Source organism: Desulfohalobium retbaense DSM 5692, from assembly GCF_000024325.1.
Lineage (GTDB): Bacteria > Desulfobacterota > Desulfovibrionia > Desulfovibrionales > Desulfohalobiaceae > Desulfohalobium > Desulfohalobium retbaense.
The window spans coordinates 46,703-64,552 of sequence record NC_013223.1; the positions used below are offsets into that span (position 1 = coordinate 46,703).

The following is a 17,850-nucleotide window of genomic DNA, read 5'->3' on the forward strand; positions in this document are numbered from 1 at the left end:
CAAAAGCTGAGACCGCAGATTGGCGCTGATGGCTGAAGCAGGGAGCAGGACGCTCTGTATCGCTGCCTTCTGTCTTCTCTTCGGACCATCATACGCTGTCCTGGCTCTTTGGTTTTCGGCACAACGGTGGAGCAGCTATCCGTCATCAGGTCTCTGGTAGTCGGTATTCCTGGGCCGCTCTACTGAGACCACTGAAACGGCCCTTTCTCTATTTTTCATGTTTTTAAATTCCTCAATCTGTCAATTTTATACGCATTTAATTTTTACATTCTTCAATATTCCTCACAGCGAAAATTTTCTCCAAGTAAAGGATCTTCATGTCCGGTTCGATTTGCATACATGGCCATTTTTATCAGCCGCCGCGGGAAAATCCGTGGCTGGAAGAAGTCGAATTGCAGGAATCGGCGCATCCGTATCATGACTGGAACGACCGGGTCACCGACGAATGTTACGCCCCCAACACCGCAGCCCGGATCCTGGACGGCAAGCGCCGGATCATCGACCTGGTCAACACCTACGCCCATATCAGTTTCAACTTCGGAGCGACACTGCTTTCCTGGATGGAGCGCCACCGGCCCGAGGTTTACGAGGCCATCCTCGAAGCTGACCGGCAGAGCCTGCAACGGTTTGGAGGCCACGGTTCCGCCCTGGCCCAGGTTTACAACCACATGATCATGCCTCTGGCCAATAAACGGGACAAGGCGACCCAAGTCTATTGGGGGTTGCGGGATTTTGAGCGCCGTTTTGACCGCACACCAGAGGGCATGTGGCTGCCGGAGACCGCCGCAGATACAGATTCTTTGGATGTTCTGGCGGAGATGGGCATTCAGTTCACCATCCTGGCTCCTTCGCAGGCCAAGAAGGTTCGGTTGTTGGACGAGACGTCCTGGGAGGACGTCGACGGCGGCCGTGTGGACCCCAAGTTCCCGTATCGATGCCATTTGCCTTCCGGGCGCTCCATCGTCGTTTTTTTCTATGACGGGCCGATCTCCCAGGATGTGGCCTTCGGCGGTCTGCTCCACAATGGCGAGGAGTTTGCTCACCGGCTCCTGGGAGCTTTCGATCCCAAGGAAGAAAACGGCCAGCTGGTGCATATCGCCACTGACGGCGAGACCTACGGCCACCACCACCGTCTGGGGGATATGGCCCTGGCCTATTGTCTGCACTACATCCGGGAGTACACCGATACCGAGGTCACGATTTACGGGGCCCATTTGGCCCAGCACCCTCCGCAGCGCGAGGCAATGATCAAGGAGCAGAGTTCCTGGAGCTGCGTCCACGGTGTGGAACGGTGGCGGGGGAATTGCGGCTGCCACAGCGGTCTTAACCCCGGGTGGCAGCAAAAATGGCGTAAACCCTTGCGCCAAGGCCTGGACTGGGTCCGGGACAGCGTCGCTCCTGTGTACGCCGCAGAGGCCTCCCGGATTTTTCTTGATCCCTGGCAGGCCAGAGACGCGTATATCGAGCGGCTTTTCGACAAGGACTGGGACGCCACGGCTGTGTTTCTTGAAGAGCAGGCCGGGCGGATTCTGACCCAGCAGGAACGGGTCCAGGCCTTGAAATTGCTGGAAATGCAGCGCTACGCCATGCTCATGTATGCGAGCTGCGGTTGGTTTTTCGATGAGATTTCAGGCATCGAGACGACCCAGATTTTGATGTACGCCGACCGTGTGCTCCAATTGGCTGAGGAGACCGCGGGGCTGGATCTTGAGAACGGATTCCTGGAATATCTCGAGCAGGCCCCCTCCAACGTGCTCGCCTACGGTCACGGCGCGGAGGTCTTCCGTCGCCTGGTCGCTCCAGCCAAGCTCGATTTGCTCCGCGTTGGGGCCCATTACGCCATTTCGTCCCTGTTCGAGTCTGATCTCGAGCAGATTCGCATTTATTGCTATTCCGTGCAGTGCGAAGATTTCCAGCGGCAGGAGGCCGGGGCTCTCAAGCTCGGCACGGGCCGGGCACGTATTGTGGCCGAGATCACCGGGGAAAGCGCGTCTTTCGGGTTCGCCGCCCTGCACCTAGGGGACCACAATGTCATCGCCGGGATTCGGCAGGCCCGTGAGAGCGGTGACTTCGAAGCCATGCGCAAGGATCTGGGCGCCGCATTCAGTCGCAGTGATGTCCCGGAATTGGTGCGGAGCATGGATGCCCATTTTGAGGACCGCTATACCTTGTGGCACCTGTTCAAGGATCCGCAGCAAAAGGTCCTGGATGAGATCATGCGAGCCACCCTGGACGAGGTCGGGGTCAATTTGCGGCAGATTGTGGACGCCAATTACACCTTGATCAATTTCTTGCGCGATATGCCCCGACCGTTGCCCAAACCCCTTGCCGTATCCGCGGAATATGTTCTCAATGAGGATCTGCGGTGGATCCTGGAGCAGGATCTGCCCGATCTGGAGCGGTTCGAGGAACTGGTACAGCAAATGCAACGCTGGGAGATCCCTTTGGCCAGACAGGATTTGCGCTATCGGGCAAGCTGGCGGATCGGGGCCCTTTTCGAGCGTTTGCGCGAAAAGCCGCAGGACACCGTTTTACTGACCGATATTGAACGGTTGATCCGTCTGTTGCGCGAACTCGGCCTTCAGGTCGATCTGTGGAAAGCGCAGAATGTCTATTTCTCTTTGACCCAGGATTGGCTGGAGGCCATGCGCCAGCGGGTTCAGGATGGTGAACCGGAGGCGAAGTCCTGGGTCGCGGTGGTCGAGCGGCTGGGCGGATTGCTGGAGGTGTGCGCCGCATGATTCGCAGTACCTATCGCGTCCAACTCCATCCGGAACGGGGGTTTGCCTCCCTGGACAAGGATCTTGAGTACCTGCGTGATCTCGGGATCCATGCCGTTTACGCCTCGCCGGTTTTCGAAGCTCGTCCCGGCAGTACCCACGGCTACGATATTTTTGATCCGACCCGAATCCGCGGGGAATTGGGGGGCGCCGACGGTTTTGAGGCGGTGCTGGAGAACGCTCGCGATCTGGGACTGGCCTGGGTCCAGGATATTGTTCCCAACCATATGGCCCTGGACAGCCGTAACCCCTTTGTGCGCGATGTCCTGGCCAAGGGGACAGAGAGCCGCTACAGCGGCCTGTTTGCCATCAATTGGGAACACCCCGATCCCGTCTTCAACGGCCGACTCAGCCTCCCGGTGCTGGGCGAACCTTACGGAGAGGCACTGCATTCCGGGCGTTTGCACTTTGAGATAGAGAACGGCCATCTTGTTCTGGCCTATTTCGAGCACCGGTTTCCTCTGGGACCAAAAGGGGTCCGGGCGATCCTTCGTGAGACGCTGCCCCGGCTTGAGCGGGGGGAGGTGGCCACTCTGGTGACCCGGGCGCTGCATCTGCTGGCTGATGCCCGTTTTGACCAGGCTGCGCAGTGGCTGGCCGAGCAATGTGCGGCCAAGCCCGACCTGGAAAAGGCCTTGGACCGGACCTGTTCGGAGATGGCGGTGGGGTCGCGGCACAGCGTTATCGCTAACGAGGCCTATGCCCCGGTGTGGTGGAAGACCGCTGCCGTATGCCTGAACTACACCCGTTTTTTCTCTATCAACGATCTTATCCGTGTTCGTGTTGAAGATCCGGATGTCTTTCAGACCACGCACACGCTCTTGCGTGACCTGCTGCGCCGCAATCGTGTTCAGGGGCTCCGGGTCGACCATATCGACGGATTGCGGGCACCGAAGGAGTATTTGCATCGACTGCAGACACTCGGAGCCGGACCGGTCTGGGTGGAGAAGATCCTCGGGCCGGAAGAACGGCTATCGCAGGATTGGCCGATCGCCGGCAGCACGGGGTACGACTTTCTGGCCTGGACACAGGGGGTGCTCACAGACCCGGCGGGTGCCGAGGCGATGCGCGACGACTTTGCCCGCCTTAATGGGGACCGGGAACCGGAAGCGCTGGCTTTCGAGGCCAAAGAACAGGTCCTGTATGAAGAATTCGAAGGCGATCTGCACAACGTGGCCGCAGTCTTGCGGCAGTTGGCCGCGCATTTTCCGGCGGGGCGGGATATGCTCGGTTCGCGTCTGGAAAACGCCCTGGCGGCCGTCCTGGCGGGCATGCCGATCTACCGTTTGTACGGCGAGCACGAGACCCTGTCCGGCCAAGAATCTGTGGCGGTGGACACCGCTGTTGCTCGGGCCCGGGACCGGCGCCCGGAACTCGACAACGAGATCATGTTTCTAGAGTCCGTTTTGCGCTGGCACGGTTTCACGGAGGTGCTGCCGCGGGCGCGCCGGTTGTGGCGCGATTTCTGGCAGCGGTTTCAGCAACTCGCCAGCCCGCTGACCGCCAAGGGGATCGAAGACACCCTGCTGTATCGCTATTTTCCTGTGGCTGCCAGCGCCGAGGTCGGCTGCGAACCCTCCGCACCCGCACGAACTCCGGCCGCGTTTACCGACTGGATGCAAAACAGAGTGGCCCGCTGGCCGCGTTCCATGAACACCACAGCCACCCATGACACCAAGCGTGGCGAGGACGTGCGGGCCCGGTTAACGGCCTTGTCGGAGTTCCATCAGGAGTGGCAACAGATGTGGCCAAAATGGCGGGAGCTGATGGAGCCGCTGTGCGAAACTGTCGGCAACGTCCGCACGCCCGACATTGCGGAACAATATTTCATTCTGCAGACCCTTCTGGGGACCTGGCCGCTGGATCATGACCCGGACGCCTCGTATACCGGTCGTCTGCAGGAATACATGTATAAGGCCCTGCGGGAGGCGAAGCGCCATTCGTGCTGGACAGCTCCAGATACCGAGTACGAAGCGACGGTTGCCCGGTTTGTGCACCGATTGCTTGAGGCCCCGGAAGGGGCTCCGTTACGGGACGCTCTGGCCCCCTTTGCCGCTCGGATCGGTTTTGGCGGGATGCTCAACGGTTTGGCCCAGGTGGTCCTGAAGTGCACATTGCCGGGGATTCCGGATGTCTACCAGGGATGCGAGTATTGGGATTTGTCCCTGGTCGATCCGGACAATCGGCGTGACGTGGACTTTGATCGCCGACGGGAGAGTCTGGCCGCCGTACGGCAGGCTGTCCAGGAGGATCCGGTGCAATGCTGGTGGGATGTGTGCGCCACCTGGACCGACAGCCGGATCAAACAGCTCCTCTTGCACCTCTGTTTACAGACTCGCAACCGGTATCCTGACCCCTTTGTCCAGGGCGAATTCGTGTCCCTGTCGGTGGAGGGCGAATTTCAGGACCATGTGTTGGCATTTTTGCGCCATTACGGTCACACCTGGGTTTTGGCGGCTGTACCGCGCTTGCCGAGGGGTGTCGCCGGGGCACAAGCCTGGCCGGTGGGAGAGCGGTGGGGGGAAACCTCGATCGTTCTGCCTCGGGTGACCTGCGGGGAGTGGCATTGCCAATTGACCGGGGCCCGCCACACCACCGGACAGCGGCTTCCGGTGCAGCAGGTGTTCCAGGAACTGCCCCTGGCGCTCTGGGTCACCGAACGTGAAGGGGGGCAGTGTCCGGTTTAAAGTGTCACGTTTTAAAGTGTTAAGTGTTACGTTTTAAGTTTCTAAGAAGTAAGGGAAAAGAAGTTCGAAGAAGGCCGGCGAGAGGTATCGAAATCGATTCTTGGTTTGGGTAAAAGTCTTCGGAAAAATTAGGGAATTGAAGAATTGAGGCATTAAGGGATTCGAAGAAGGCGGAGGGCGAAATCCTGGGAATTTGCATCCACGAAGGACGCAAAGGGACACGAAGACAAGAGAAGACGGATGCCAGATGGCCAGGTACAGCTGCATCCAAATCGGGATCGCTATCGGGATCGAATCCGTTGCGTTGAGTGCAGCAACGCAGACGGTGGCGCTGGATTGCCCGGTGCGCAGCGTCTTTTCAGCACTCAAAGTCCCTGGCCGGGCAATGACGGCGTAACCGGGGCCTGTATTGCCCTCCCCCACTGTTATCTGTTTCCCTTCTTCCTTCTCCGGCCTTTCACTTCCTCAATTTTTGAATCCCCTCAATCCATAAATATTGCAATGGAGCCCCTATGCTCACCGATCGCGCCAGCGGTATCCTGCTCCATATCACCTCCCTGCCCGGCACCTATGGCGTGGGCGATGTCGGACCGCAGGCCAGGCGGTTTGTGGATTTTCTCGCCGCCGCCGGCCAGCGCTATTGGCAGGTTCTCCCCGTGCACCCGACCCAGGACGGGGCCGGTCACTCCCCGTACAGCAGCACCTCCGCCCATGCCGGCAACGAACTGCTCATCAGCCCCGAGGATCTGGTCGCGGAGGGGCTGCTCGGGGAAAGCCACATCCGGCCTTGGCGGCGCCAGGCCGGGGAATCTCAGGCGCATTATGACTGGGCTCAGGCCGCCAAACGCGAATGCTGTGCTGTGGTCCAGGATCGCCTCCATCGTCGCCTGCTTCCCGCCTTTGAGGCCGAATTCCAGGACTTCTGCCGCACCCAGCGCGGCTGGCTGGACGACTTTGCGTTGTTCAGCGCTGCGAAAAACCATTTTGGTCCCCGGCGGTCCTGGCGGTATTGGCCTGAGGAGATCCGCCTCAGGCAGCCACGAGCGTTGCAGTGGATGCGCCAGGAACTCGCCTTGGCCATTGAACGTGAAAAGCTCGGTCAATGTCTGTTTTTCCGCCAATGGCGCCGCCTGCAGGCCCGTTGCCGCGCCAAGGAGGTGGCCTTGATGGGCGATGTTCCCATCTATGTCGACTATGAAAGCGCTGATGTCTGGAGTCATCCGGAATATTTCAAGCTCGATGCAACGCTCCGTCCGCCTGTGGTCGCCGGCGTGCCGCCCGACTATTTCAGCGCTACCGGCCAGCGGTGGGGCAATCCGGTCTATGATTGGCGGAAGTTGTGTCAGGACGGCTTCCATTGGTGGGTGGATCGCCTGGAGGGCGAACTGCAGCTGTGCGACGTCCTGCGCTTGGACCATTTCCGGGGCTTTTCCGCCTGCTGGGAGGTGCCGGTCGAACATGAGACCGCTGAGAACGGCTCTTGGGTCCACGTCCCGGGCGAGGCGTTGTTCGCCTTGTTGCAGGAGCATTGGGGCCGACTGCCACTTGTGGCCGAGGATCTGGGATATATTACCGACGAGGTCCGGCATCTCAAGCAACGCTTCGATTTGCCCGGCATGGCGCTGCTGGTCTTTGCCTTTGATGGGGATCCCCAGAACGCTTTTTTGCCGGAGCATCACGACCCCAATCTGGTCGTTTATACCGGCACGCACGATACGAACACCGTTCGGGGATGGTACGAAGAAGAAATCACTGCGGAGCAGCGGTCTCAGCTCCGCCGTCATCTCGGTCATGCCCCCGCTGCTTCGCACGTGGCCCAGGATCTCGTCCGCCTGGCCCTGGAGAGCCGGGCGCGGACGGCGATCCTCCCGCTACAGGATGTGCTGGGGCTCGGCAGCGAGGCCCGGATGAACGTACCCGCGGCCCCCGAGGGCAATTGGATCTGGCGGACTTCCTCAGAAGCACTGCACGAAGACGTGGCTGCCTGGCTGGCTGAAGTGACGGCTGCCAGCGGCCGGTAGGGGGAAGGCGGAGGACGGAAGACGGCGGACTGAAGACGGAGGACCAGGGCAGTCTTTTCGGTATCGGGATCGATTTCGATCCGTCGGTGTATGGGGTGGCATGTCGTACTGAAAAGATAAGAAATTAAATTACTTAGGCCATGGAGCCTCAAAGGACTAGGGACCTGAATTCGAAGTGGGGAACTGACGTCGATGCCGCTGATCTGCACTGATACAGACCACCATGCTCGAACTGCGACATTGGCCTTCGTCCTGTCCCAAATTTCCTATTGCCAAGTTCGGAGCGCTTTTCTAAAACCGCCCTGGTTTGTTCCAATTCCTGGTTTCAGGCTTCACAAGGCGATACAAACGTTCCGTCCTTCTACAAACAGTCTCCGTCCTCAACCATGTTCCGAATTGCTGTACACCCGCGACACCTCGGCCAAACATTGGAAGCAGCCATGACCAATCCGGCGCCCCGGCCCACCCTTTTTGATGCTTTTTTGGAAAGCTACAAGAATTATAAGCACCAGACGGCGTTTATCTACCGGGTGGGCGACGAGCAATTCGAGGTTTCGTATGCAAAACTCTTCGAGGACGCGCTGCTCTTGGCCAAGGCCTTCCGGGGACAGGGAATCGTCAAAGGGGACAAGGTCTTTCTGCTCTCGGACAACCGGTACGCCTGGATCGTCACCGACCTGGCCCTGATGGCCCTCGGCGCGGTCAGTGTGCCGCGCGGCAGCGACACCCCGTCGTCAGAACTCGCCTATATCCTGGACCATTCGGAATGCGCCTATCTGATCCTGGAAACCGAGGGGCTTTTCAACCAGCACCGGGAACTCATCGAGCAGCGCGCCTTGCAAGGGGTTTTCGTCATCGCCTCTGAACACCCTGCGGAACCAGGGATGCTGACCTATTCCCAGCTCCTGGCCAACCGGAGTTTGAGCCTTGAGGATTTGCGACAGCTCATGCAGGTCAAGCGTCAGGTCGGGGGCGACGATCTGGTGACCATCATCTACACCTCGGGCACCACCGGGACTCCCAAGGGGGTCAAGCTGACCCACGCCAATATCATGCACAATGTGCAGAATCTGCCCGACCTCATCCGGCTCACCAGCGAGGATCGCTGGCTGTCCATCTTGCCCACCTGGCATATTTTCGAGCGGACCGTGGAGTATGTGGCCCTGTCGCGGGGGTCGTGCATCGTTTACTCCTCCATCCGGACCTTTGCCGCAGACCTGGAGCGGTTCAAGCCGACCCTGGTGGCCACAGTGCCGCGTATCTGGGAGTCGCTCTACGGCAAGGTCAATGCCGCACTGAAAAAGGAAAGCCCCAGAAAAGCCCGGCTCTTTCAGTTTTTGGTGAGTGTTTCGTCCTCCTTTCGGCTCAATAGCCGGCGTATTTCGGGACGGTTGCCGCGCTTTGAGCATGAGCCGTGGTGGCGGGTGCTCCCACGCAAGGCCCGCGCCCTGGCTTGCGTTGTCGCTTTGGCGCCCCTGTATGCCGTGGCCCGGGCCAAGTTGGCCCCGGTGAAAAAGAAGTTCGGTGGCCGGTTGCGCTTGGCTATCAGTGGCGGGGGAAGCCTGCCGCCGTTTCTTGACGAATGGATTGATGCCATCGGGATACGGATCACCAACGCCTACGGGATGACCGAATGCTCGCCGGGCATTGCCGGTCGCGGTCTGGACTGCCGGACATTCGGCACCCTGGGGCCGCCCTTTCCCTACACCGAAGTCCGCATCGCGGGGCAGGACGACATTGAGGTCCCGACCGGAACGGAAGGGGAGATCCAGGTCCGCGGCCCCCAGGTTTTCCACGGCTATTACCACAACAATGAGGCCAATGCCGAATCCTTCACCCCGGACGGGTTTTTCCGCACCGGTGACCTGGGCAAAAAGACCCTCAATGGGGAACTGGTCATCACCGGCCGGGCCAAGGAGATCATTGTCCTGGCCAGCGGCGAAAATATCGATCCCACGAATATTGAGGCCACCATTTCGACCTTTCCCTTTGTCCAGGACGCCGTTCTCGTGGGACAAGACAAAAAAGGCCTCGGCGCCTTGATTGTTCCGGATTTGGAAAAGCTCCGGCAGTATGTGGCTGAGCAGTACAACCATGTGGTGAACGAGGCCGGGGATGTTCTCCAGGACAAGCAGATCGTGGAAAGTCTCAAGCGGGAAATGAACAAGCTGTTGAAGCCGAAGCGGGGCTTTAAGCCTTATGAAAAGCTCCATTCGATCCATTTTTTGAACAGGGAATTCAAGCTTGGCGAGGAATTGACCAACACGCTGAAGAAAAAACGGCACGTCATTGAGCAGAAGTATCAGGATATTATCAATCGGCTGCTGAAGTAGTTGCTTGTGGTCCAATTGAGAAATTGGATGAAGTCTGCGTTGCTGCACTCGACGCAGCGGATTCGATCCCGATAGCGATCCCGATTTCGATTTGGATGCAGGCGTGCTCGGCCATCTGGCATCCGTCTCCTCTTGTCTTCGTGTGCCTTCGCGTACTTCGTTGATACAAATTTCAGGATCTCGCCCTCCGCTTTTTCGAATCCCTCAATTCTTCAATCCCTCAATTTTTCTATGGATTTACATCAAAACCTGAAGCCAAGAATCGATTTCGATAGCTATAGCGATCCCGATCCCGATACACTCGTTCTCCGCGAACCGATATTTGATACTCGACACCCTCTCCCCGATTTTCCCTTGACAGCCAGCAGGCGCAGGTATATATCCCAACTTCGTTTTCACGTAGGCGCGTAGCTCAGGGGTGAGAGCACTTGCTTGACGCGCAAGGGGTCAGGAGTTCGAATCTCCTCGCGCCTACCACGAAGCTTACACTATAGGGAGGCCCCGCGCCTCCCTATTTCATTTCAGAACCCCTCTTGGCGGTGCCTCCGATAAGGACGGCGGTGCAACGACCAGCGCCGCGTCCTGGTGGGGTGGTACGCTTGGAGGGTTGAGCTGTTCTAAACTTGTGCCAGCGGGCCGCAGCACCTCGCCGCGTCAGACGCCCTTCCGAACATCCCGTCCTTTGTTGTCCTGTTTGAGTGTCCCGGGCAAGGAGGGCCGTTGTACCGGCTTGAGGAAACGGCACCGGTGGTGTTCGCTGGCAGGATCGAATCGGAGGATGACCGTGCAGGTACGAATTGCCGACAACGAGGTCGAAGTCCCGTCCGGACAGAGCTGCGCTGAAGCCCTGGCCCAGGCCGTGAGCAAGAAAAAGATGAAGCAGGTGGTGGCCGGAAAGTGCGGCGAAACGGTGCTGGACCTGCGCGATCCGGTGCCGGAAGGGTGCAGTGAGTTGGAGCCGGTCTTTGCCGAGAGCCCGGAAGGATTGGCCGTCATTCGCCACAGCACGGCCCACGTCATGGCCGAAGCGGTCAAGTCGTTGTTTCCCACGGCCAAGGTGACCATCGGCCCGGATATCGAGGACGGTTTCTACTACGATTTCGATTTTGAACGTTCTTTTACCCCGGAAGATCTCGAGGCCATTGAAAAGGAAATGGAGAAATCCGTTGGTGCGGATATGCCTTTCGAGCGCCGGGAGGTCTCCGTGGACGAGGCCAAGAAGTTTTTCCTGCACCAAAACGAGTCCTACAAGATCGAGCTCCTGGAGGAGATGGACGCTGACCGGGTCACGCTTTACACCCACAACGGGTTCACCGACTTGTGCCGCGGTCCCCATGTTCCTTCCACCGGCTATCTCTCGGCCTTCAAGCTGATGAAAGTGGCCGGAGCCTATTGGCGCGGTGATGAGAACCGGACTATGCTCCAGCGTATTTATGGCACGGCCTGGGCGCGTCCAAAGGACCTCAAGAATTATCTCCAGCAGCTCGAAGAGGCCAAGAAGCGCGACCACCGCAAACTCGGGGCACAACTCGATCTGTTCAGCTTCTCCGAGGAGGCTGGACCCGGCATGCCGCTGTGGCACCCCAAGGGCGCCTTGATCCGGACCATCCTTGAAGACTTTTCGCGCAAGGAGCACCTGCGCCGCGGCTATCAGCTCGTTCAGGGACCGACCCTTTTGCGGCAGGAGTTGTGGCAGCGTTCCGGGCACTACGACAATTACCGTGAGAACATGTACTTCACGGAGATTGACGACCAGGCCTACGGCATCAAGCCCATGAACTGCCTGGCCCATATGCTCATCTACAACACCAAGATCCGGAGCTACCGGGACCTGCCGATCCGGTATTTCGAACTCGGCACAGTCCACCGGCATGAGAAATCTGGGGTCCTGCACGGCTTGCTCCGTGTGCGCCAGTTCACCCAGGACGACGCCCATATCCTCTGCCGCCCGGACCAACTCCAGGACGAGATCTCCAAGATCGTTCGTTTCGTTCAGGATGTGCTGGGTCTGTTCGGCTTCGACTATGAGGTCGAAATCTCCACGCGGCCGGAAAAGTCCATCGGCTCGGACGACGCCTGGGACCGGGCCACGGACGCCCTGACCAAGGCCCTGGACGAGCTTGGCGTCGAGTACGGGATCTGTGCTGGCGACGGGGCCTTTTACGGGCCGAAAATCGATATGAAGCTCAAGGACGCCCTGGGGCGGAAGTGGCAATGCACGACCATTCAATGTGATTTTACCTTGCCAGAGCGCTTTGATTTGGTATACGTGGGGCAAGACGGACAGCGCCACAGGCCGGTCATGCTTCACCGGGCCATGCTCGGGGCCATCGAGCGGTTTTTGGGCGTACTCCTGGAGCACTACGCCGGGGCGTTGCCGACGTGGCTGATGCCGGAACAGGCTCGCGTCCTCAATATTACTGATGATCACGCTGAATACGCCCAGCAGTGCGTGGACCAGCTCCGTGCCGCCGGTATTCGCGCCGAAGCCGACTTGCGCAACGAGAAGCTGGGGTACAAGGTGCGCGAGGCCCAAATGGAAAAGATCCCCTACGTGCTGGTGGTCGGTGAACAGGAAGTGGCTACTTCCGGCGCCAACCTCCGTTTGCGCGGCGGGAAAAATATCGGGGTCTTGCCGGTCGACGACATCATTGATCGTATCCGGCATGATTGTCTGGAACCATTCAAACGCGGAGGAATGCGCTATAGCTTCGCCTACGAAAGCACGCCGTAACCATCAAATCCGGGTACCCGAAGTTCGGGTGGTCAACTCGGATGGAGAACAAGTTGGCGTGATGCCTACAAATGAAGCCCGGCAGATGGCCGAGGAGCAGGGGCTTGATCTGGTGGAAGTGTCCCCCAAGGCACGTCCGCCTGTCTGCAAAGTCATGGACTATGGCAAGTACCAGTACGAGCAAAAGAAACGTACTCAGGAAGCCAAGAAAAAGCAGACCCAGGTCCAACTCAAGGAAGTCAAGTTCCGCCCCAAGACCGATGAGCACGATTACCAGACCAAGGTCCGCCACATCCAGCGGTTTCTGGAAAAAGGCGACCGTTGCAAGGTGACGATTTTCTTCCGTGGCCGGGAGATCGTGCACAAGGATCGCGGTCAGGAAATCCTGGATCGGGTCCAACGGGATCTGGCCGAGGAAGCCAAGGTGGAACAACAGGCCCGGGTCGAGGGTCGGACGATGAGTATGACCCTGGCGCCGGTTGCGAAACGGTAGCTGAATTTCACCGCATTGCGGTCTTGACGAATACGAGGGCAACGGGTAAGGATTCCGGTTTGCCCTCTGTCGTATTTGCGTCCGGGGAGAGACGAGCTGGAGGAAACTATGCCGAAGATGAAGACCAATAAGGGCGCCGCCAAGCGCTTTCGCACTACGGGAACCGGAAAGATTCGCCGCAATCGGGCGTTCCGCCGCCACATTTTGACCAAAAAATCACCGAAGCGGAAACGTCAGTTGCGCACCGGGCCGGTAGTGGATTCGGCCAACACCAAGGCCGTGAAGCGGTTGATGCCCTACGGCTAATTGCCGAACTGCCAAGCAGTGAGTTGACAAGGAGGAACGCATGCGTGTCAAACGCGGTGTGACCGCCAGACGGCGTCACAAGAAATATCTCAAGATGGCCAAAGGTTTTCGTGGTTCGCGGAGCCGTTTGTATCGTACCGCCCGCGAAGCTGTGGAAAAATCGCTGTGCTATGCCTATCGTGATCGCCGCCAGAAAAAGCGTGATTTTCGTAAGCTTTGGATCCAGCGGATCAATGCCGCCGCCCGGGAAAACGGCATGTCGTACAGTCGTTTCATGAGCGGTCTGAAGAAGTCTGGTGTGGAACTGAACCGGAAGGTCCTGGCTGACCTCGCGGTCAAAGACAAGCACGGGTTTTCTAAAGTCGCAGAATTGGCCAAAGAAAAGGTACACTAAGGTGTCTCTTTCCGCACAAGATGTCGTGCAACGCATAGAAAACCTGGTTCAAGAGTTCCGCAACTCTTTGGACCAGGTTTCTGTTTTTGAGGATCTGGAAACCCTGCGCGTAGAGTATCTGGGCCGCAAGGGCAAACTCGCCCAGGCGATGACCAGCATGCGCGATTTGGATTCCAGCGAGCGCCCAGCTGCCGGAAAGGCAGCCAACAAGGCCAAGGAAGAACTCAACGACCTGCTTGAGGGCGCTAAACACGCCCTGGAACAGGCCGAGCGCAGCAACCGGCTGGCGCAGTTCGATCCTACATTACCCGGACGCACTCCGTGGCAGGGCAGCCTCCATCCGGTGACGCGGGTCACCCGTCAGATCTGCGAGATCTTCAAGGGACTCGGGTTTGAGGTAGTCAGCGGTCCCGAAGTCGAAAACGACTTCTACAATTTTGAGGCCCTGAACATCCCCGCCGACCATCCGGCCCGGGACATGCAGGACACGCTGTACATTTCCGACTCCGTGGTCCTGCGCACGCACACCTCGCCCCTTCAGGTTCGGACCATGCAAAAGCGCACCCCGCCGGTGGCGGCCATTGCGCCGGGCAAGGTCTATCGCCGCGACGCCGACCTGACCCACACCCCGATGTTCCATCAGATCGAAGGGTTTCTGGTCGACCGCGAGGTGAGCATGGCTGACCTGCGCGGCACCTTGACCTCCTTTGTCCACCAGATTTTTTCTCCGGACACCCGGGTCCGTTTTCGCCCCAGTTTTTTTCCCTTCACCGAGCCCAGTGCCGAAGTGGATATCAGTTGCGTCATGTGCGGCGGCACCGGCCGCGTCGGGAATTCGACGTGTCGGGTCTGCAAAGAGACCGGCTGGGTGGAGATTCTGGGCTGCGGCATGATCGATCCCGCCGTCTTCCAGGCCGTGGACTATGATCCGGACCAGTACACCGGCTTCGCCTTTGGTCTTGGCGTGGAGCGGGTGGCCATGCTCAAATACGGTATCGGTGACCTGCGCCTGTTTTTCGAGAACGATCTTCGCTTTCTGCGGCAGTTTGGATAGAATTCCAGATTAAGGGATTAAGGGATTAAGGGATTGAAGAATTCAGGAATTCGAAGATGGGAGATCATCGAACGAAGAGCAGAACCCAACATCCCTCCTTTGCACCATTGTGACAGGGGCAGGAAGCCTGGAAGCGGACTCCTTAAAGGCAGATAAATGAGCGAAGGAGCGGCCGCATGCGCTGGAATCGGGGCCGGGATAGAAACTGATTTTTGTTTTTCGGACAAAGGTCTTACAACGTTCCGAAAAAAGGGAATGCTCAAAGAAAACCCTTTTCTGATAGAGGGTAAGATCAATTCATTCCGTATTTGTAAAATTTTTCGGGCCCGTTGGGCAAGACCAGTGTCACTCCCTCCCCATGCTGCCCGAGAGATTGTACCGGGATCGCAGTCGCAACTTCCAATGGCATTGCTCCTATCTGATATCCAATAACTGATAACTGTTGTAAGGACATCGCAATAATGCTCCTCAGTCTGAAGTGGTTGCACGAATTGACGCCGTTTACGGTCTCGGTCGAGGACTTGGCCCATAAATTGACCATGCTTGGCCTTGAGGTCGAGGAAATCCAGAATCCGTTTGCCGAACTGGAGTCGGTGGTCGTCGGGCATGTGCTTACCTGCGAGCCCCATCCGGATGCGGATACATTGTCCGTGTGCAGTGTGGATCTCGGCGGTGGTGTGCAACCGACTATAGTCTGCGGTGCGCCGAATGTGGCGGCGGGTCAGAAGGTCGCAGTAGCGCCGGTGGGTACGACCCTGCCCGGTGATTTCAAGATCAAGAAGGCCAAGATCCGTGGCCAGCGTTCTGAGGGCATGATCTGTTCGGAGAAGGAACTCGGACTCGGTGAGGGCGCCGACGGGATCATGGTCCTCGACGCGGATCTGGAACCGGGCACTTCTTTGATCGAAGCCCTGGACCTGGAGACTACAGTTTTCGACATTGGCATTACCCCCAACCGCGCCGACTGTCTGAGTGTACTCGGGGTGGCCCGGGAAGTTGCTGCGGCCTATGATCTGCCCCTGCACATCCCGCAGGGCGACACGACTCCCTACGAGGGCGAGAGTTCCCTGGATATCGATCTTGAGATCAGTGATGGCCGTCTGTGCCCATTGTATCAGGCGATGGGTATCGAGCAGATCACCCTCAAGCCAAGTCCGGCCTGGATGCGGTATCGGCTCCTGGCCGTGGGGCAACGTCCGATCAACAATATCGTCGACATCACCAATTATGTCCTTTTGGAGCAGGGTCAGCCTCTGCACGCCTTTGACCGCGATCGGCTCGAGGGCGATCGGATCCAGGTCGCACCCGCCGAAGAGGGGCAGACCATCACTACTCTTGACGGGCAGGAGCGGGCCCTCCAGGCTGGCGAACTCCTCATCTGGGACGCGGCAAAGCCCGTGGCGCTGGCCGGGGTGATGGGTGGCGCGAACAGCGAGATGCAGACTGGCAGCAGCCGGGTCCTGCTCGAGTGCGCCGTCTTCCACCCGGGCACGATCCGCAAGACCGCCAGACGTCTGGCCTTGTCCAGCGAGTCCTCCTACCGGTTTGAACGTGGTGTGGACCAGCCGGGATCCAGTCGGGCCATGTACCGCGCCGCCGCCCTGATGGCCGAATACGGTGCAGGGCGCATCGTCAAGGGGGTTGCCAGCAGTGAGCCGTTGCCGTGGGAACCGGTCAGGTTGCCGTTTCGCCCCGAGCGCACGAAACGGTTTTTGGCCCTGGACGTGGACGACAGCTTTTGCTTCCAGACCCTGACCGGCCTGGGATGTGTTGTGGAGACTGCGGACCCGAGCGTGTGGCAGGTCGATGTGCCGAGTTACCGGCTCGACCTGGAACGCGAGGTCGACTTGACCGAGGAGATCGCCCGGGTCTACGGCATGGACCAGATTCCGGCTTCGCTGCCCCGGGTCAGCAAGTCCCTGGAGTCTGATGCCCTGCGCGACACCCACTTCGATTTTTTACAGCAGCTCAAGACCTGGGCCTCGGGACTGGGCCTCAACGAAGCAGTCAATTACAGCTTTGTCGGCGCCAACGACCTCAATTGCCTCGGCCTGCCCGAAAATGACCGGCTCTTCGTCTGCAACCCCCTTTCAGCTGAACAGGATACCATGCGTTCGGCCCTGGCCCCGGGACTTCTGCAGACCCTGCGCCACAACCTTGGTCAGGGCAACACCACTTTGCGGCTTTTTGAAATCGCCCACACTTTCCACGCCGACCCGCATTCCGAGACCACGGCCGAGGAGATCCCTCGTCTGGCCCTGATGCTTACCGGCCGCCGCCATGAGCAGGGGTGGCCGTATCCCGACGAGGAACTGGATTACACCGATATCAAAGGGCTGGTCGAACACCTCGTGGCCTGGCTCGGGCAACGTCCGGAGTTCACGCTGCAGGAAGGACACAGCTATCTTGAACCGTGCGTGCGCGTGAGCGTCGGCGAGCAGGAGGTGGGGATCATCGGCCGGGTGAACGATGAGGTGGCCAGGGCGTACCGGGCCAAAAGCGATGTCTGGCTCGCGGAACTCGATATCCCGGTTCTGGAATCCTTTGCCGCCGATCATGAGGTCGTTTTCCGGGATCTGCCGAAATTTCCGCCGGTCCACCGGGACATGACGGTTATCGTTCCGCCTGGCGTCAAACTCCAGTCCATTCTGGACACCGTGCGAAGCGCCCAGGAGCAGCTCCTGCAGGACATGCTCCTGGTGGACATCTATCAGCCCGAGGACAGCGATGAACAGAAGTTCACCCTGCGCCTGACCTACCGCCATCCCAAGAAGACCCTGAAGGATAAGGAGGTGGACAAGGTCCACACCCGTCTCGGGGAATATCTGCTTTCCCAGTTGCCGGTGCGATTTTCCTAACAGGGTGTTGCAAATCTCCTAATCCTCCGTCTTCGCGCCCCTCGTGGAGAGCCGTTCTGGATTCCGGCCTCCGCCGGAATGACGGAGGGAGCCCTGCGGGCTGATGACTGAAGACTTGCGGTGAGTAGAGGGGGAATGGCACAGGCCCTGGTCTCGCCGTCATTGCCCGGCCCCTGACCTGAAGTGCTGC

11 protein-coding genes and 1 tRNA gene are annotated in these 17,850 nt (G+C 58.9%); all 12 read left to right on the top strand.

Annotation, left to right across the window (positions count from 1 at the left end):
* Positions 1–317 precede the first annotated feature (317 nt).
* The 12 genes from DRET_RS00190 to pheT all read left to right on the top strand — a co-directional run bounded on the left by DRET_RS00190 (position 318) and on the right by pheT (position 17,660).
* Positions 318–2,741, top strand: a complete 2,424-nt coding sequence (locus DRET_RS00190; protein ID WP_015750500.1) for a DUF3536 domain-containing protein — start codon at positions 318–320, stop codon at positions 2,739–2,741.
* Positions 2,738–5,467 carry a malto-oligosyltrehalose synthase gene (gene treY / locus DRET_RS00195; protein WP_015750501.1) on the top strand — a complete coding sequence of 910 codons (2,730 nt, stop codon included), beginning with the start codon at positions 2,738–2,740 and terminating at the stop codon, positions 5,465–5,467. Before DRET_RS00190 ends, treY begins: the two co-directional genes overlap by 4 nt.
* A 247-nt stretch (positions 5,468–5,714) precedes the next feature.
* A complete protein-coding gene (locus tag DRET_RS13720; RefSeq protein WP_015750502.1) occupies positions 5,715–5,864 on the top strand; it encodes a hypothetical protein in 150 nt (49 codons plus the stop codon).
* A gap of 115 nt (positions 5,865–5,979) precedes the next feature.
* A complete protein-coding gene (gene malQ, locus DRET_RS00200) occupies positions 5,980–7,488 on the top strand; it encodes a 4-alpha-glucanotransferase (protein WP_015750503.1) in 1,509 nt (502 codons plus the stop codon).
* Positions 7,489–7,928: 440 nt separating this feature from the next.
* The gene (locus tag DRET_RS00205) at positions 7,929–9,821 is read left to right on the top strand and encodes an AMP-dependent synthetase/ligase (RefSeq protein ID WP_015750504.1); all 1,893 of its coding nucleotides are present in this window, start codon (positions 7,929–7,931) and stop codon (positions 9,819–9,821) included.
* Between the two features lie 401 nt (positions 9,822–10,222).
* Positions 10,223–10,298, top strand: a tRNA-Val gene (locus DRET_RS00210).
* A gap of 307 nt (positions 10,299–10,605) precedes the next feature.
* Positions 10,606–12,555 (top strand): threonine--tRNA ligase, encoded by a 1,950-nt coding sequence (gene thrS, locus DRET_RS00215; RefSeq protein ID WP_015750505.1) that lies wholly within the window; start codon positions 10,606–10,608, stop codon positions 12,553–12,555.
* A complete protein-coding gene (infC, locus tag DRET_RS00220) occupies positions 12,488–13,048 on the top strand; it encodes a translation initiation factor IF-3 (RefSeq protein ID WP_052293242.1) in 561 nt (186 codons plus the stop codon). The genes thrS and infC overlap by 68 nt, the downstream gene beginning before the upstream one ends.
* Positions 13,049–13,156: 108 nt before the next feature.
* Positions 13,157–13,354 (top strand): 50S ribosomal protein L35, encoded by a 198-nt coding sequence (gene rpmI, locus DRET_RS00225; RefSeq protein ID WP_015750507.1) that lies wholly within the window; start codon positions 13,157–13,159, stop codon positions 13,352–13,354.
* Positions 13,355–13,394: 40 nt separating this feature from the next.
* Complete coding sequence (gene rplT / locus DRET_RS00230; RefSeq protein ID WP_015750508.1) at positions 13,395–13,748, top strand: 50S ribosomal protein L20; 354 nt, start codon at positions 13,395–13,397, stop codon at positions 13,746–13,748.
* A 1-nt stretch (position 13,749) separates the two neighbouring features.
* Positions 13,750–14,802 carry a phenylalanine--tRNA ligase subunit alpha gene (gene pheS / locus DRET_RS00235; protein WP_015750509.1) on the top strand — a complete coding sequence of 351 codons (1,053 nt, stop codon included), beginning with the start codon at positions 13,750–13,752 and terminating at the stop codon, positions 14,800–14,802.
* A gap of 461 nt (positions 14,803–15,263) precedes the next feature.
* Positions 15,264–17,660, top strand: a complete 2,397-nt coding sequence (pheT, locus tag DRET_RS00240) for a phenylalanine--tRNA ligase subunit beta (protein WP_015750510.1) — start codon at positions 15,264–15,266, stop codon at positions 17,658–17,660.
* Positions 17,661–17,850: the final 190 nt, after the last annotated feature.

What these genes read in the sequence shown, in the direction of transcription:
- pheT (WP_015750510.1), top strand. Translation starts at nt 15,264, where the DNA reads ATGCTCCTCAGTCTGAAGTGGTTGCACGAATTGACGCCGTTTACGGTC.
- DRET_RS13720 (WP_015750502.1), top strand. Translation starts at nt 5,715, where the DNA reads ATGGCCAGGTACAGCTGCATCCAAATCGGGATCGCTATCGGGATCGAA.
- DRET_RS00190 (WP_015750500.1), top strand. Translation starts at nt 318, where the DNA reads ATGTCCGGTTCGATTTGCATACATGGCCATTTTTATCAGCCGCCGCGG.
- infC (WP_052293242.1), top strand. Translation starts at nt 12,488, where the DNA reads ATGATTGTCTGGAACCATTCAAACGCGGAGGAATGCGCTATAGCTTCG.
- treY (WP_015750501.1), top strand. Translation starts at nt 2,738, where the DNA reads ATGATTCGCAGTACCTATCGCGTCCAACTCCATCCGGAACGGGGGTTT.
- rpmI (WP_015750507.1), top strand. Translation starts at nt 13,157, where the DNA reads ATGCCGAAGATGAAGACCAATAAGGGCGCCGCCAAGCGCTTTCGCACT.
- malQ (WP_015750503.1), top strand. Translation starts at nt 5,980, where the DNA reads ATGCTCACCGATCGCGCCAGCGGTATCCTGCTCCATATCACCTCCCTG.
- DRET_RS00205 (WP_015750504.1), top strand. Translation starts at nt 7,929, where the DNA reads ATGACCAATCCGGCGCCCCGGCCCACCCTTTTTGATGCTTTTTTGGAA.
- rplT (WP_015750508.1), top strand. Translation starts at nt 13,395, where the DNA reads ATGCGTGTCAAACGCGGTGTGACCGCCAGACGGCGTCACAAGAAATAT.